This is a genomic window from Pseudomonas sp. Ma2-10, from assembly GCF_054330215.1.
In genome coordinates this window covers 86387-101785 of sequence record NZ_JBTEYL010000002.1, presented here as the reverse complement: position 1 = coordinate 101785, position 15399 = coordinate 86387, and the positions used below count along the sequence as shown (strand labels likewise).

Genomic DNA, 15399 nt, shown 5'->3' with positions numbered 1-15399 from the left:
TCCCATGAACCGCAGCCTGACCCTAAAACTCGGGGCAATTGCCCTTCTGATTTTGTTGTTGCTGATCCCGCTCCTGATGATCAACGGCGTGATCCAGGACCGCCAGCAACTGCGCGACGGCGTGCTCGAAGACATCGCCCGCAGTTCCAGTTACAGCCAGCAACTGAGCGGGCCGCTGATGGTGGTGCCGTATCGCAAAGTGGTACGCACCTGGAAGCTCAATGAAAAAACCAACCAGCGTTACCAGGAAGTGGGTGAAGAGCGCGGCCGTTTGTATTTCCTCCCGGAGCGCTTCGAACTCGACGGCCAGGTTCAGACCGAGCTGCGTTCCCGGGGCATCTATGAGGCGCGACTGTTTCATGCGGACAACCGCATCAGCGGGCATTTTTCGGTCCCGGCTCAATTGGGTATCAAGGAGGATTTCGCCGATTACCAGTTCGCTCAGCCATTTTTGGCGGTCGGGATCAGCGACATTCGCGGCATCGAAAACGCCCTGAAACTCGAGCTCAATGGTCTGAAACTCGACTTCGTTCCCGGGAGCCAGGTGGGTTGGTTGGGGGAGGGTGTGCATGTGACGTTGCCGGCGCTCGACGCCAAGCAAGCCACGGAACTGGCCTTCGGTTTCGACCTGCGACTGCAAGGCACTGGCCAGTTGCAGATTCTTCCGGTGGGCAAAACCAGCAACGTATCGCTGGCCGCCAATTGGCCGCATCCGAGTTTCATCGGCAACTACCTGCCGGCTCAACGTGAAGTCAGCGATCAGGGTTTCACCGCCAACTGGCAGACCTCGTTTTTCTCCACCAATTTGCAAGAGGCCTTGAGCAGCTGCGTGTCCGGCGACGGTTGCGAAGCCTACACCGGCCGCAGTTTCGGGGTGAGTTTCATCGACCCGGTGGATCAGTACCTGAAAACTGATCGGGCCATCAAATATGCGTTGCTGTTTATCGTCCTGACCTTCGCCGGTTTCTTCCTCTTCGAAGTGCTGAAAAGCCTGGCGGTACACCCGGTGCAATACGCGCTGGTGGGCGTGGCCCTGGCGTTTTTCTACCTGTTGTTGCTGTCGCTGTCCGAGCACATCGGCTTTGCCCTGGCGTACTTGTTGTCGGCGAGCGGCTGTGTGTTGTTGATCGGTTTTTATGTCTGCCATGTGCTGCGCAGCGTGCGTCACGGCTTGAGTTTTTCGGCAGGATTGGCGGCGTTGTATGGCTTGCTCTATGGCTTGCTGAGTGCCGAGGATTACGCGCTGTTGATGGGTTCGCTGTTGTTGTTCGGGTTGCTGGGCGTGTTCATGGTGCTGACCCGCAAGCTGGACTGGTATGGGGTTGGGCAGAAGTCGGCCAAGCCGTTGGCGTTTGATATCGGAGCGGTGGAATGAGCCGGTCGTTGGGGTTGCGCGAGGACCAGCGGGAGGGGCAGGTGTTGGCGACGTTGATAGTCGGGCTGTTTCAGTTGGAGTGGGGGGGTGCCATCGCGGGCAAACCTTGCGCCTACGGACCGCGCGGGCCTGTAGGCGCAAGGCTTGTTCGCGATGACGGCAGAACGGTCAACGCAAAGATCAGCCCTTCGGCATCGTTGCCAGCATCGAAGCCCGCTGACTCACCTCAAAGTACCAATTGGCCAGCTTCGGATTCGTCGTGCGCCATTCCAGATCCGGATGGCGCAAATCGAGGTAACCCAACGCACAAGCAACACTGATCGCCGCCACATCGAAATGGCTGGTCAGCTCGGCAATCGCGTCCATTTCCAGCAGTGCCAGGCCGCGACGAATCTTCTCGCGCTGGCCATCGAGCCATGCTTGCCAGTGTTTTTCCGGGGCACGCAGGGCGACTTCATAACGAATCAGCACAGCGGCATCCATGATCCCGTCGGCCAGCGAGGCCAGGGTCAGGCGCCGCCAGCGGGCCGAACCGTCGCGCGGTATCAGTGGGTTGCCGACGTGCTGGTGGTCGAGGTAATCGAGGATCACCCGGCTGTCATGGATGACGTTGCCATCGGCCAGACGCAGGGCCGGGATTTTACCCAGCGGGTTGTCTTCGTTGAGCGTCAGGTCCGGGCTGACCGGTGTGAGCACGCAATCTTGCAGCGCCACGCGGTCCTGTTGACCGGTTTCGTGCAGCAGCACCATGACTTTGCGAACGAAGGGCGACAAAGGGTTGTGGAACAGGGTCATGCTGGGGGCGGACATGGCAGCGTCTCGGTATGGGCAGTGCTGGGCAGCATAACGCGTTAATCCGGGAGCTCAAGATCGACGTCAATACCTAAACCCTGCGGGAGCGGCGTTGCAGCAGGCCGCGCAAGGCGAGGATTGCGGGGATGCCCAACCCGAGCCAACTCAAACCGTCCCAAACGCCATCCCCCAGCAGTGCGGCAAACAACCCGGCGGCACTCAGCAGCGCGATCACCGTCGGGGTGGCGAAGACTTTCCAGAAATTCGACTGCCTCGGCTTCATGCCGTTTGCTCCACTTTTTCCGGCAGCGGTTTCGCCGCTTTGCGTCGTACTACCCACAGGTAAACGCCGCTGCCGAGCACAATTATCGTCAGCACATCCAGCACCGCCCAGAGGATCTTCATCGGCATGCCGCCGTAATCACCGAAGTGCAACGGTTGAGACATGCCCATGGCGTCCATGTACCACGGGCGTTCGGCCACGGCAGTGACTTGCAGGGTGCTGGCGTCGATCAGCACCGGTGTCAGCAGGTGCGAGGTCAGGTGAGTGCTGCCTTTCATGAACACCGCGTAATGGTGTTCGCTGGAGAAGCGGGTGCCGGGGAAGGCGATGAAGTCCGGTTGCATGCCCGGTGCGACTTCCTTGGCGATGTCGAGCAAACGAGTCGCGGGCGCCAGTTGGGTCAGGGGTGGCGCGTCGCGGTACGGCGCGACCATCGCGCTCAGACTATCGTTGCGCCAGGCGGCGATCAGCAGGTCGGCGCAGGCGCTGATGACGCCGGTGACGCCGACCACCAAGGCCCAGCTCAGCGTCACCACACCGATCAAATTGTGCAGGTCGAGCCAGCGCAGGCGGGTGGATTTGTCCTGGCGCACGGTGGCGAACTTCAAACGGCGCATGAACGGCAGGTACAGCACCGTCCCGGAGACAATCGCCACCACGAACAGAAGGCCCATGAACGCCAGCAGCAACTTGCCCGGCAGACCGGCGAACATGTCCACGTGCAGGCGCAGCATGATCATCATGAAGCCGCCGTTGGCCGACGGCATCTCCAGTGCTTCACCGGTGCGGGCGTCGAGCATGAAGGTGTGAGACGAATTCGGTTCAGTGCCAGCGGTGGCCGCCATGATCGTAATCGCGGCATTGGGCTCTTCTTCGTCAAAGCCGAAATACTGCATGACCTCACCGGGACGATGCTGTTCAGCCGCCTGCACCAACTGCTGCAAATTCAACAGCGGGGTGTCCGCCGGCATTGCCTTCAATTCAGCGGCATCGCCCAGCAAGTGGTCGATCTCGTGATGGAAGATCAATGGCAGGCCGGTCAGCGCGAGCATCAGCAGGAACACGGTGCAGATCAGGCTGGTCCAGGTGTGGATGAAGGACCAGCGGCGAATTGTTTTGCTTTTCATTTCATAGCCTTCAGCAATACCCAAGCCGTCCATGTCGGACGGCTCGGGACTTGGGCGTGTCAGGTCAGGCCATTACCACGCGTAAGTGGCACTGGCGACGACGCTGCGTTGGTCGCCGTAGTAGCAGTAGAAACTGTCGCACGTGGAGATGTAGTCCTTGTCGAGCAGGTTGGTGGCGTTCAGTGCCAGGGAGGCGCCTTTGAGGCTGTTGTCCAGGCGGCCCAGGTCGTAATGAACCGCGGCGTCGAACACGGTGTAGGCGTCAGCCTTGCCGAGCGAGGTATTGCCCTGGTCGCCGTAGGTATTGCCGGTGTAGCGAGCGCCGGCGCCGATGCCGAAACCGTCCAGCACGCCGTTGTGCCAGGTGTAATCGGCCCACAGCGAAGCCTGTTGGTTGGGCATCAGTTGCAGGCGATTGCCTTTGAAATCGCCTTTCTGCACGTCGGATTTGGCCAGGGTGTAAGCAGCGATCACCTTGAGGTTGTCGGTGACGTCGGAGACGGCTTCCAGTTCCAGACCTTTGACGTTCACTTCACCGGTCTGGCTGGTGATCGAAACGTTGTCCGAGTTGGTCGTGGTGACGGAGACGTTTTTCTGGGTCAGGGTGTAGACCGCGGCGGTCAGCAGGGTGCTGCTGCCAGGCGGTTGGTACTTGATGCCCAGTTCCCACTGCTTGCCTTCGGTCGGCTTGAACGAATCGGTCGGCGATGCCGTGGCGTTGCTGGTCGGCTGGAATGACTCGGCGTAGGACAGGTAGGGCACGAAGCCCGACTCGAACACGTAGCTGATCGCCGCGTTGCCGCTGAAGTTCTTGTTCCGTTCGGTGTTGGTGGCATCGCCCTTGTTGAAGAACTGGGTGCCGGTGTGGACCCAGTCTTCACGACCCCCCAGCGTCAGACGCCATTGGTCGAGGGCCATCTGGTCCTGGACGTACAGGCCGGTCTGGTAAGTCTTCTGGTCGTAGTCATAGAACGCCGTCGAACGTGGCGGACGAACGATGGGCTGGCCATAGATCGGGTTGTTGACGTTGGTGGTCAGACCGTCGCCGAAGATTGAGGTGTAGTGGGTGTTGGTGCGCTGGTGATCGAGGCCGATCAACAGGGTGTGGTGGATGTCGCCGGTTGCGAAGTCGCCCTGGAAGTTGTTGTCCACGGCGAACTGGCTGATGTCTTCGTCGACACTGGTACTCGAGCGGCCAACGTTGCCTTCGGCATCGACCTGGGTGAACGGGTAGGCGCCGGGGGTGAGGGCCTGGAAGGACAGGTCCGATTTGGTGTAGCGCAGGTTCTGCTTGAACTGCCAGACATCGTTCAAACGATGTTCAAAGGCGTAGCCCAGTGCGTAGTAGGTGCGGTCGTAGAATTCCCAGTCCGGATCGCCGAGGTTCTTGTGATGGGAAATCTTGCCGAGCGGCGAGTGGATCCTGGTGCCTTGCACCGGCAAGAACTGGCTGGTGATGCCGGTATCGTCGCGGGTGAATTGCGTCAGCAGGGTGAATTTGGTGTCTTCGTCGATGTTCCAGGTCAGGCTCGGCGCGATGTTGTAGCGCTTGTTGTCGACGTGGTCGATCTGCGTGCCGCTGTCGCGCACCACACCGCTTAACCCGTAGAGAAACTGGCCTTCGTCATCGATCTTGCCGGTGCTGGCGAAGTTGATCTGACGATGGTTGTCGCTGCCGTATTGCACCTGGATTTCGCTGCTCGATTCGGCGCTGGGGCGACGGCTGACCATGTCCAGCAAGCCACCTGGCGGGGTCTGGCCGTAAACCGACGAGGCCGGGCCGCGCAGCAGGGCGAGGCGGTCGAGGTTCCAGGTTTCCTGTTTCGGGTTGGCGTACACGCCTTTTGGCAGTGGCAGGCCGTCGAGGAATTGCGTCGGTTCGAAACCGCGCACACGCAACCAATCGGCGCGGGTGTCGCTGCCGTAGCTGCTGGCGGTGATGCCGGGCATGTAGCGCACCGCGTCATCGAGGCTATGCACATTGCGGTCGTCCATTTGCTCGCGGGTGGCGATCGAAATCGAGCGCGGTGCTTCGACCAGCGCGGTATCGGTCTTGGTGCCGGCGGCGGTGCGGGTCGCCAGGTAACCTTGCACCGGTCCCCAGGCACTTTCGGTGTTTTTCACGCCAATGATGGCGGTTTCCGGCAGGGCCATCACCCCTTCAGGCACGGCCACCAGGCTATAAGTGCCGGCGCTGCTTTGTTCCAGTTGCAGACCGCTGCCGCGCAAGGCTTCGCGCAGGGCTCCGGCAGCGTCGAACTGGCCTTTGACCGGCGCCGAGGTCTTGCCTGCCGCCAGCGCAGGATTCAACGACAGCGCCAGGCCGGCCTGGCTGGCGATCTGGTTCAGGGTATTGGCCAATGGCGCGGCCGACAGGGTGTAGGCGCGAACGCTGGACGCCTGTTCAGCGGCAATCAGCTGACTGCTGGCCAGAGGGGCGCAAAGGGCAATGGCGACTGCCAGCAAACTGGGGCGCAACAAGGTGTCTAGCGAACGGGACATACGGCGGCTCCTGAATGAAAATATTTCTCAATTGCTTAGGTGCCGAACGAGAATTCAAAAGTGATAGCGCTGATTGAAAATAATTTCGATTCAGTCAGTGATCGTTTGGGGCGCGATCACTTGACCTCAGTCTTCGCCGCCACCGTCACCCACCACGGCGTGTGCTGTTCGATCTGCACCGGCAGGGTCGGCAGCAGGGCGCTGAGGGCCAGATCGGTGTCATGCAGCGGGAAGCTGCCGGTGATGCGCAGGTCGGCGATTTCTGGCGCAACGCCAAGATGTCCGTGTCGATAACGACCGAGTTCATGGACCAGGTCTTCCAGCCGTGTGTTGTCCACCACCAGCATGCCGCGGGTCCAGGCATCGGCGCCGAGGTTGATCGCGACGATCGGCCCCAGACCATTGCTGCGCATCAGGACTTGCTGGCCTTCACGCAGAATCTGCTCTTCAGGGCTAGACTCGGGATGAACGGCCACCGCCGATTTCAGCACGCTCAGGCGCGTGCCTTCCTCGTCACGCTTGACCAGGAACCTTGTCCCCAGTGCCTGCATGCTGCCTTCGCGGGTTTCGACGATAAACGGACGAGCGTCGCCATGGCCGGTTTCGACGAGGATTTCCCCGTCCTGTAGGATGATCAGCCGTTGTTTTTCATCGAAACGCACATCCACGGCACTGTGGGTGTTGAGGTTGATCAACGTGCCGTCGGTCAGGCGCAGGGTGCGTTGCTCACCGGTGGCGGTGCGCTGGTCGGCTAGCCAATAGTCGATCGGCAGATAACGATCACCGGCGAACAACGCCAATCCGATCACCGCGACGATACTGGCCACGCCGCTGCCGAGTTTGCGCACACGCCGGCGAATGCTTTCGCGCGATTGCAGTAACGCGGTGCGTGCCGGGCCGCTGGCAACGCTGAAGCGCTGGTCGAGCATGCCCAGTTGGCGCCAGGCCCGCGCATGTTCTTCGTGGGCAGCGTGCCATTTGGCGAACTCTTCGCGCTCCACCGGGTTGCCGGACTCCAGGGACAACTGCCAGGCAATCGCGGCATCCAGCACCTGCGCCGAGACGGGTTTGGAGCTGACCGGACTCATACCGGCTCACCGTACAAGGCGATGTAGCACTGACGAATGCCTTGGGCCAGATACTGCCGCACCCGCGGTACTGACACACCCAGGCGCTCGGCGATTTCGGCGTGGCCGAGGCCGTCGAGACGGTTATAGAGAAACGCTGCCCGGGCTTTGCTTGAGAGGTTGCCGAGTAGGCGGTCGATGGCTTTGAGGTCTTCGAGAATCAGTTGCTGTTCCTCCACCGACGGTTGTTCACCCGCTGGGATCAGCATCAGTTCGGTAAGGTAGGCCTGTTCCAGCGCGGCGCGGCGGAAATAGTCGAACAGCAGACCCTTGGCAATCGCCACCAAAAACGCGCGCGGTTCGCGCGGCGCCTTCAGTTCTTCACGACCCAGCAAACGCACGAAGGTGTCCTGACTCAGGTCTTCAGCCCGTTGCGGGCAGGCCACATTGCGTCGCAGCCAGGCCAATAGCCAACCGCGATGGTCGCGATACAACGCACCAACGAGCTCACTTTGAGGGCTTTGGACTGACGACACGCAACCTCACCGATTGGGAAATATTAACTAACGAGAATTGTTCGCGATTGTGGCAGAGGCGGGGGAGGTAAGCAATTGGCGCTGGTCGGGTCGGGGGCAGAAGGGGATTGTGGGGCTGTTAGAAAGAAGGCGCTTGCTGCCGCCGCTTCCACTGATTCATCCGCTGCTGCAGGTCCAACGGGCTATTAATCTGTAACTGCCGCGCCCGGCTGAACAAAATCAACGCAAGTTCAGCGGTGGCCAACGCATCGGCACTGGCATTGTGGCGCTCGAATATTTCCAGTTTGAACCAGTCGATCCACTCGTCCAGCCCGGCATCGCGAATGTGCGCCTGAGGGCAAAGCAACGGGGCAATATCAGCCACATCCAGAAATGGATGCTGCAACTTGTAGCCCAGATGATCTTTCAAGGCGCGCCCGAGCATGTGCTGATCGAACGGCGCGTGAAACGCCAGCACCGGGCTGTCGCCAACAAACTCCATGAACTCGACCCAGGCCTGAGCAGGGTCGCTGCCCGCGGCAATTGCACTCGGCCCCAGGCCATGGATCAACACGCTGGGAGCCAACTTCATGTCGGCGCATTGCAACGTGCGTTCGAACTGCTGGCTGAAGTCGATCGCCCCGTCCTCGATCACTACCGCGCCGATGGACAGCACCCGATCCTTGTTCAGGTTCAATCCGGTGGTTTCCAGGTCGAGCACCACCCAGCGCTGTTCGCGCAGGCTGCATTCGCCGAGCTCTGCCGCCGAGGGTAAGCGTTGCAGACGTTGTTGGAGTTCGCCGGGAAGGCTCGGACCTGCCGGGCGCAGCCATGAAAACAGACTCATAGTTGATACCGCAGGGCCAGGCTGCTTTGCAGGCGTTGTGCCTGGCGCAGGGCTTCACGCAGGATCCGTCGATCCAGATGATTGAGGCTGTCTGGATCGACCCGGTTGGAGTAGGGCAAGTTCTCCCGGGTCTGTAGCTGATGTTGCTGCATGCGGGTTTGCTGGATGAAGTGATAGGCCTCTTCGTACGCCGCACCGTCCAGCCGTTCGATGACGTCTTTGTCCACCAGTTGGCGAAAGCGCTCCAGCGTGTTGTTCGCCTCGATCCCATGAGCCAACGCGAGCAGTCGGGCAGCGTCGACAAATGGCGTCAGCCCCTGGACCTTCAAATCCAGGGTGGCTTTCTCGCCATTCTTGCGAGCCAGTACGAACTCGCGGAAACGTCCCACGGGCGGACGGTTACGCAGGGCGTTCTCGGCCATCATCCGTTGGAACAGTCGGTTGTCATTCGCCTGGTCGAGAATGCCCTGACGCAGCTGCTCGCAGCTTCGCTCGTCGCCCCAAACCACGCGCAAGTCGAAATAGATGCTCGAACCCAACAGGTTCTCCGGCGTGGCCTCGCGGATAAACGCGGAAAAGCGTCGTGACCACTCGGCCCGGGACAGACACAGCTGCGGGTTGCCGGCCATGATATTGCCCTTGCACAGGGTGAAACCGCAGAGCGCCAGGCTCTGGTTGATCTGCTGGGCAATGGGCAGCAATTTGCCGCGAATCTCGGCGGCGTGGGCCGCGTCCCGGGCTTCAAACAGAATGCCGTTGTCCTGATCGGTGTGCAGCGTCTGTTCGCGACGGCCTTCGCTACCGAAGCACAGCCAACTGAACGCAATGGCGGGGTCACCTTTCTCGGCGAGGGTCAGTTCGATCACCCGGCATACGGTGTGGTCGTTGAGCAGGGTGATGATGTGCGTGATCTGAGTTGAAGACGCACCGTGGGCCAGCATGCGCTCCACCAGTTGGCCGATCTCGCCGCGCATCGCGACCAGGTTTTCCACTTTCTGGGCGCTGCGGATAGTCCGCGCCAGATGCACCAGATCGACCCGTTGCAGGGAAAACAGATCACGCTCCGAGACCACGCCACACAGGCGATGATCCTTCACCAGGCAGACGTGGGCGATGTGCCGCTCGGTCATGGCAATTGCCGCATCGAAAGCGCTGTGGTCCGGCGACAGGTAAAACGGCGCCTGGGTCATGTGGCGCTCGATAGCTTCGTTGAAGTCGTTAGTGCCGTCGGCCACCACATGACGCAGGTCGCGCAGGGTGAAAATCCCCAGCGGCGCTTTATGTTCGTCGACCACCACAATGCTGCCGACTTGCTGCTCATGCATCAGGGTCACGGCTTCACGCAGTGGCGTGGTCGGGCTGCAGGTTACCGGATGACGCATGGCCAATTCGCCCAAGCGGGTATTGAGCGAGTACTGGGTACCGAGCGTTTCCACGGCTTTTTGCTGGACTTGCTGGTTGACCTGATCCAATAAGCTGCTCACGCCGCGTAGGGAAAAGTCGCGAAACGCGTTGGAAAGAGCAAACAGTTTGATGAACGCCAGCTTGTTCAGCTGTAGGCAAAAGGTGTCTTCGGCCGCGAGGTGTTCGGTGCGGGTTGCACGCTCCCCCAACAGCGCGGCGAGGGGAAAACACTCGCCGGTGGTGATTTCGAAGGTGGTTTCGGTCCCGCCCTTGGCCGTGTGGGGACGTTCACCCACGACCCGCCCTTGTTTGACGATGTAGAAATGCTCAACCGGGCCGTCGGCGGGCTTGATGATGCTCTCGCCGGGCGCAAAAAAACGCAGCTGACACTGTTCGACCAGATACGCCAGGTGGGCGTGTTCCATTTGATTGAAGGGCGGGAAGCGCTGAAGGAATTGCAAAGTGCCCTGGATGTTCTGCAACACCGCGGTTTTCCCTGCCTGTGTGAAGGCGTCCGCTTTACTCATAACTAATACCGCAGTCTTTTTTGAATTGTTGTTGTCGGATGACTTTGCCATGGTCGGCCCCTGCGCGCGGGGTGCCCATTGGACGTAAGTCTAGGTAAGCAATGAAGCTGTCGGTATTTGGGAAATGTCTGACGCAACTGTCGGAAAAACCCCCTACATTGGCTATAGGAAACTTCTCTGACGAAGTGCACATTGAAGGTGTGCTTAGCGGTGTCTGACGGATGTGCTAGGGAATAGAAATGAAAACGTAGAGTAAGCCATGTCCGACCACGATATTTTGAGTGACGCCGAGCGCAAGGCGCTGAGTGACGTCATGCTGAAACCTGACCTGCCGTCTCAGCGAGTGCTGATTGTTGACGACGATAAAGACGCGCGCGAGTTGCTGTCGCAGATTCTGGCGCTGGACGGGGTGCGCTGCATGACTGCCGCCAGTGGCGAAACGGCACTCAAGATGTTGGCGACGATGCCATCGATTGGACTGGTGATTACCGATCTGCGGATGGGAAATGTCGATGGTCTGGACCTGATCCGACAGGTCCGTGAATCGGCTCGGGCGGCAATGCCGTTCATCATTGTTTCCGGTGACGCCGACGTGAAAGATGCGATCGCTGCGATGCACTTGAGCGTGGTCGACTTCCTGCTCAAGCCTGTCGATACCGGCAAGCTGTTGAAGTTGGTCAAGCATGAGTTGGGAATGGATGTGTAGGTACCGATTTGAAACAAAAAAGCCCTGATCTTTCGATCAGGGCTTTTTTTGTCCGGCGTCAACGCCTAGTTACAGGCCATTGGCAGCCTTGAACTCGCGGCGGCGACGGTGCAGAACCGGCTCGGTGTAGCCGTTCGGCTGCTTCGTGCCTTCGACCACCAGTTCGACCGCTGCCTGGAAGGCGATGTTGCTGTCGAAGTCAGGTGCCAGCGGGCGATACAGCGGGTCATTGGCGTTCTGACGGTCAACCACTGGCGCCATGCGCTTGAGGCTTTCCATGACCTGATCTTCGGTGACGATGCCGTGACGCAGCCAGTTGGCGATGTGCTGGCTGGAAATCCGCAGCGTCGCACGGTCTTCCATCAAGCCGACGTCATTGATGTCCGGTACTTTCGAACAGCCCACACCCTGGTCGATCCAGCGCACCACATAACCGAGAATGCCTTGGGCGTTGTTGTCCAGTTCATTCTTGATCTGTTCCGCGGTCCAGTCTGGATTGACGGCCAGCGGGACGGTCAGGATGTCGTCCACCGAGGCGTGCGCGCGTTTGGCCAGTTCGGCCTGACGGGCGAACACGTCAACCTTGTGGTAGTGCAGCGCGTGCAGCGCGGCGGCGGTCGGCGATGGAACCCACGCCGTGTTGGCACCGGCCATCGGGTGAGCGATTTTCTGTTCGAGCATCGCAGCCATCAGGTCGGGCATCGCCCACATGCCTTTACCGATCTGCGCGCGACCTTGCAGGCCGGTGCTCAAGCCGATATCGACGTTCCAGTTCTCGTAGGCGCCGATCCACTTCTCAGCCTTCATGTCCGCCTTGCGCACCATCGGGCCGGCCTCCATGGAGGTGTGGATTTCATCGCCAGTGCGATCGAGGAATCCGGTGTTGATGAACACTACACGCTCGCTGGCAGCCTTGATGCAGGCCTTGAGGTTGACCGTGGTACGGCGCTCCTCGTCCATGATCCCGACTTTCAGCGTGTTACGTGGCAAGCCAAGTACTTCTTCGATGCGACCGAACAGCTCGTTGGTGAACGCTGCTTCTTCCGGGCCGTGCATCTTCGGTTTCACGATGTAGACCGAGCCAGTTCGGCTGTTCTTGCGCGCATTGTTGCCGTTGAGGCTGTGGATAGCCGCGAGGCTGGTGACCAGCCCGTCGAGGATGCCTTCCGGCACTTCGTTGCCATCTTTATCGAGGATCGCGTCGATGGTCATCAGGTGACCGACGTTGCGCACGAACAACAGCGAGCGACCGTGCAGGCTCAATTCGCTGCCATCGAGGGCGGTGTAGGTGCGGTCGGCGTTCATGGTGCGGGTAAAAGTCTGACCGCCCTTGGAGACTTCTTCCGACAGGTCGCCCTTCATCAGGCCGAGCCAGTTGCGGTAGATCACCACTTTGTCATCGGCATCGACGGCGGCGACCGAGTCTTCGCAGTCCATGATGGTGGTCAGCGCGGCTTCCATCAGGATGTCTTTGAGGCCGGCAGCGTCGGTCTGGCCGACCGGGGTGCTGGCATCGATCTGGATTTCGAAGTGCAGGCCGTTGTTTTTCAGCAGGATCGCGGTCGGTGCGGCGGCATCGCCGTGGAAACCGATCAGCTGTGCATCGTTGCGCAGGCCGGTATTGCTGCCGCCTTTAAGAGCGACCACCAGTTTGCCGTCAACGATCTTGTAGCCGGTGGAGTCGACGTGAGTGCCGGCAGCCAATGGCGCCGCTTCGTCGAGGAAGGCACGGGCGAAGGCGATGACCTTGCCGCCGCGAACCTTGTTGTAGCCTTTGCCTTTTTCCGCGCCGTCAGCTTCGCTGATGGCATCGGTGCCGTAGAGCGCGTCATAAAGCGAACCCCAACGGGCGTTCGAGGCGTTGAGCGCGAAACGGGCGTTCATCACCGGAACCACAAGCTGTGGGCCGGCCATGCGGGCGATTTCGTCATCGACGTTTTGTGTCGTTGCCTGGAAATCAGCCGCTTCTGGCAGCAGATAACCGATGTCTTGCAGGAAGGCTTTATAGGCCACGGCGTCATGCACCTGACCGGCACGGGATTGGTGCCAGCCATCGATACGAGCCTGGAAATCATCGCGTTTGGCGAGTAGGGCTTTGTTCTTCGGCGCCAGGTCATGAATGACCTTGTCGGCACCGGCCCAGAACTTATCGGCGGTGAGGCCGGTACCGGGAATGGCTTCGTTGTTTACGAAGTCGAACAGGACTTTGGCGACCTGCAGGCCACCGACTTGAACGTGTTCAGTCATTGCTTGCCTCACTCTGCTCAGCTATTTCGCTTTTCAGCTCTTCAATTTAACAATGAAGCCTCTGGCATTTAAACCACAAACCTTTTGACCAGTACATGCCATTGCGGGCGGCTGGGTTATGACCAATCAACGGCGGTTAGGCCTTGCTGACGGGGCTTTCAGGGTTGTGGCTGCACCTGCGGCAGACATCGATCCAGCGTCATGTAGTGCGCGCTGCGGCATACTACATGATGAATTGCGCTTGTGAAAATTAGACTAATTACGTCGTTCTGCGACGCCATGACGCATTGCGGTCACGTCGGGGTACGGGATGTTCTCAAAAAACTATTGGATTGTTCCAGTTAAATATAAAAACTTGTACACGATTTGTTCTCGGCAGGTTCATTGCTCACGATGGCGTCAGACGTTTCAGCGAAGGTCCGGCCCTTGCCTATACTTGGTCTTCTATAACAAAAGTCATGACAAGAGGGCTGCGCCATGGACCACCTCGTACTCACTGTATTCGCTGCGGACAAGCCAGGGCAGGTCGAGCGCATTGCCCAATGCATCGCCGAGCACGGCGGCAACTGGCTGGAGAGCCGTATGTCGCGCATGGCCGGGCAGTTCGCCGGGATTCTTCGGGTGGGCGTGCCGGCTGAGGCCTACGATGAATTGGTGGATGCCCTACAGGCGTTGTCCGTCCATGGCATTCGCGTACTGATTGCCGAAAGCGGCATCGAGCAATCCTGCACCTGGAAACCGATAGCCATGGAATTGGTGGGCAATGACCGCCCGGGGATCGTACGCGACATCACGCGTCTGCTGAGTGAGCAGGGGGTGAACCTGGAACGTCTGGTGACCGAAGTACGTCCGGCGCCGATGAGCAGCGAGCCTTTGTTTCACGCTGAAGCGATTCTGGCCGTGCCGCTGACGTTGTCCCTGGACGTGCTGCAATCGCGCCTGGAAACCCTGGCGGATGATTTGATGGTCGAATTGGTGCTGCGCAGTGAACCCTGAACAGGTTATCCAAGTTATACGTGCACCTGCCTGTGGATAACCTTGGGAAAAATCGAGGCAGGCCACGGTAGCCGTGGCCTGCATGAACTTGTGCGTTTTTTGATCAGCTGCGGCGGCGCAGACTTATCCACGCGTCGACGCTGTAAACCGCCAGCCCCGCCCAGATAAAGATGAACGCTACCAATGTACTTGACGACAAATGTTCGCCAAACAGCAGAACGGCCTGTAACAGCACCAGCGTCGGTGCCAGGTACTGGAGAAATCCCAACGTCGTGTAGGGCAAATGCCGTGCAGCGGCGTTGAAACACACCAGCGGCACCAGCGTCACCGGACCGGCGGCCACCAACCACCAGGCTTCGGACGTGGTCCAGAATTCCGCTTGAGCGCTGCTTGCGGTGGGGTTGAACAGCAACCACGCAACGGCAATCGGCACCAGCATCCAGGTTTCCACCACCAGTCCAGGTAACGCCTTGACCGGTGCCTGCTTGCGAATCAGCCCGTAGAAACCGAAGGTCAGCGCCAGCACCAACGACACCCACGGCAGACTGCCGACTTGCCAGACCTGCTGCGCGACGCCGGCCGCCGCCAGGCCAACCGCCAGCCATTGCATGCGCCGCAGTCGTTCGCCAAGGATCAGCATGCCCAACAACACGTTCACCAGCGGGTTGATGTAGTAACCAAGACTGGCTTCGAGCATGCGCCCGTTGTTCACCGACCAAACGTAGGTCAGCCAGTTGGCCGCGATCAGCGTGCCGCTCAGGGCCAGGATCGCCAGGCGTTTCGGGTTATCACGCAACTCGCGCCACCAGCCCGGATGTTTCCACACCATCAGCAGCAAGGCGCCGAACAGCGCGGACCAGAGCACTCGGTGGATGATGATCTCCACGGCGGGCACGTTGGCGATGGCTTTGAAGTAGAGCGGGAAAAGTCCCCAGATGATGTAGGCACTCAGGCCCAGAATGTACCCGCGACGCGGGTTGGCGGCTTGCATGCAGAATCCTTGCTTAGGCA

13 protein-coding genes are annotated in these 15399 nt (G+C 59.9%); 3 read left to right on the top strand and 10 right to left on the bottom strand.

Annotated elements, in window-relative coordinates; all coding sequences use genetic code 11:
• Positions 1–4 precede the first annotated feature (4 nt).
• Complete coding sequence (gene creD, locus ACXPVS_RS03045; protein ID WP_458508601.1) at positions 5–1375, top strand: cell envelope integrity protein CreD; 1371 nt, start codon at positions 5–7, stop codon at positions 1373–1375.
• A 180-nt stretch (positions 1376–1555) separates the two neighbouring features.
• Here the strand turns inward: creD and ACXPVS_RS03040 are convergent, their stop codons facing one another.
• From ACXPVS_RS03040 to ACXPVS_RS03005, 8 genes are all read right to left on the bottom strand, one after another.
• Positions 1556–2185 carry a glutathione S-transferase gene (locus ACXPVS_RS03040; RefSeq protein ID WP_458508600.1) on the bottom strand — a complete coding sequence of 210 codons (630 nt, stop codon included), beginning with the start codon at positions 2183–2185 and terminating at the stop codon, positions 1556–1558.
• Between the two features lie 73 nt (positions 2186–2258).
• Complete coding sequence (locus ACXPVS_RS03035; protein ID WP_458508599.1) at positions 2259–2450, bottom strand: hypothetical protein; 192 nt, start codon at positions 2448–2450, stop codon at positions 2259–2261.
• Positions 2447–3577 carry a PepSY-associated TM helix domain-containing protein gene (locus ACXPVS_RS03030; RefSeq protein WP_458508598.1) on the bottom strand — a complete coding sequence of 377 codons (1131 nt, stop codon included), beginning with the start codon at positions 3575–3577 and terminating at the stop codon, positions 2447–2449. Before ACXPVS_RS03030 ends, ACXPVS_RS03035 begins: the two co-directional genes overlap by 4 nt.
• A gap of 72 nt (positions 3578–3649) precedes the next feature.
• Complete coding sequence (locus ACXPVS_RS03025; RefSeq protein WP_458508597.1) at positions 3650–6079, bottom strand: TonB-dependent siderophore receptor; 2430 nt, start codon at positions 6077–6079, stop codon at positions 3650–3652.
• A 116-nt stretch (positions 6080–6195) separates the two neighbouring features.
• Positions 6196–7167 carry a FecR domain-containing protein gene (locus ACXPVS_RS03020; RefSeq protein WP_458508596.1) on the bottom strand — a complete coding sequence of 324 codons (972 nt, stop codon included), beginning with the start codon at positions 7165–7167 and terminating at the stop codon, positions 6196–6198.
• Entirely contained in the window at positions 7164–7682 is a 519-nt protein-coding gene (locus ACXPVS_RS03015) for an RNA polymerase sigma factor (RefSeq protein ID WP_458508595.1), read from the bottom strand. Before ACXPVS_RS03015 ends, ACXPVS_RS03020 begins: the two co-directional genes overlap by 4 nt.
• A gap of 118 nt (positions 7683–7800) precedes the next feature.
• Entirely contained in the window at positions 7801–8508 is a 708-nt protein-coding gene (locus ACXPVS_RS03010) for a 3'-5' exonuclease (RefSeq protein ID WP_458508594.1), read from the bottom strand.
• Positions 8505–10439, bottom strand: a complete 1935-nt coding sequence (locus ACXPVS_RS03005; RefSeq protein WP_458508593.1) for a putative nucleotidyltransferase substrate binding domain-containing protein — start codon at positions 10437–10439, stop codon at positions 8505–8507. Before ACXPVS_RS03005 ends, ACXPVS_RS03010 begins: the two co-directional genes overlap by 4 nt.
• A 259-nt stretch (positions 10440–10698) precedes the next feature.
• Here ACXPVS_RS03005 and ACXPVS_RS03000 point away from each other — a divergent pair, with 259 nt between their 5' ends.
• Positions 10699–11145: a response regulator gene (locus tag ACXPVS_RS03000; RefSeq protein ID WP_458508592.1), complete on the top strand. Its 447-nt coding sequence runs from the start codon at positions 10699–10701 to the stop codon at positions 11143–11145.
• Between the two features lie 69 nt (positions 11146–11214).
• On the opposite strand, the gene ACXPVS_RS02995 is transcribed toward ACXPVS_RS03000, so the two are convergent.
• Entirely contained in the window at positions 11215–13392 is a 2178-nt protein-coding gene (locus ACXPVS_RS02995) for a malate synthase G (protein WP_458508591.1), read from the bottom strand.
• Between the two features lie 477 nt (positions 13393–13869).
• On the opposite strand from ACXPVS_RS02995, the gene ACXPVS_RS02990 reads away from it, so the two are divergent.
• A complete protein-coding gene (locus ACXPVS_RS02990) occupies positions 13870–14388 on the top strand; it encodes a glycine cleavage system protein R (RefSeq protein ID WP_458508590.1) in 519 nt (172 codons plus the stop codon).
• Between the two features lie 103 nt (positions 14389–14491).
• Here the strand turns inward: ACXPVS_RS02990 and rarD are convergent, their stop codons facing one another.
• Entirely contained in the window at positions 14492–15379 is an 888-nt protein-coding gene (gene rarD, locus ACXPVS_RS02985; protein WP_458508589.1) for an EamA family transporter RarD, read from the bottom strand.
• Between the last annotated feature and the right edge of the window lie 20 nt (positions 15380–15399).

What these genes read in the sequence shown, in the direction of transcription:
- ACXPVS_RS03010 (WP_458508594.1), bottom strand. Translation starts at nt 8,508, where the DNA reads ATGAGTCTGTTTTCATGGCTGCGCCCGGCAGGTCCGAGCCTTCCCGGC.
- ACXPVS_RS03005 (WP_458508593.1), bottom strand. Translation starts at nt 10,439, where the DNA reads ATGAGTAAAGCGGACGCCTTCACACAGGCAGGGAAAACCGCGGTGTTG.
- creD (WP_458508601.1), top strand. Translation starts at nt 5, where the DNA reads ATGAACCGCAGCCTGACCCTAAAACTCGGGGCAATTGCCCTTCTGATT.
- ACXPVS_RS03020 (WP_458508596.1), bottom strand. Translation starts at nt 7,167, where the DNA reads ATGAGTCCGGTCAGCTCCAAACCCGTCTCGGCGCAGGTGCTGGATGCC.
- ACXPVS_RS03035 (WP_458508599.1), bottom strand. Translation starts at nt 2,450, where the DNA reads ATGAAGCCGAGGCAGTCGAATTTCTGGAAAGTCTTCGCCACCCCGACG.
- ACXPVS_RS03040 (WP_458508600.1), bottom strand. Translation starts at nt 2,185, where the DNA reads ATGTCCGCCCCCAGCATGACCCTGTTCCACAACCCTTTGTCGCCCTTC.
- ACXPVS_RS02990 (WP_458508590.1), top strand. Translation starts at nt 13,870, where the DNA reads ATGGACCACCTCGTACTCACTGTATTCGCTGCGGACAAGCCAGGGCAG.
- rarD (WP_458508589.1), bottom strand. Translation starts at nt 15,379, where the DNA reads ATGCAAGCCGCCAACCCGCGTCGCGGGTACATTCTGGGCCTGAGTGCC.
- ACXPVS_RS03025 (WP_458508597.1), bottom strand. Translation starts at nt 6,079, where the DNA reads ATGTCCCGTTCGCTAGACACCTTGTTGCGCCCCAGTTTGCTGGCAGTC.
- ACXPVS_RS03030 (WP_458508598.1), bottom strand. Translation starts at nt 3,577, where the DNA reads ATGAAAAGCAAAACAATTCGCCGCTGGTCCTTCATCCACACCTGGACC.
- ACXPVS_RS03000 (WP_458508592.1), top strand. Translation starts at nt 10,699, where the DNA reads ATGTCCGACCACGATATTTTGAGTGACGCCGAGCGCAAGGCGCTGAGT.
- ACXPVS_RS02995 (WP_458508591.1), bottom strand. Translation starts at nt 13,392, where the DNA reads ATGACTGAACACGTTCAAGTCGGTGGCCTGCAGGTCGCCAAAGTCCTG.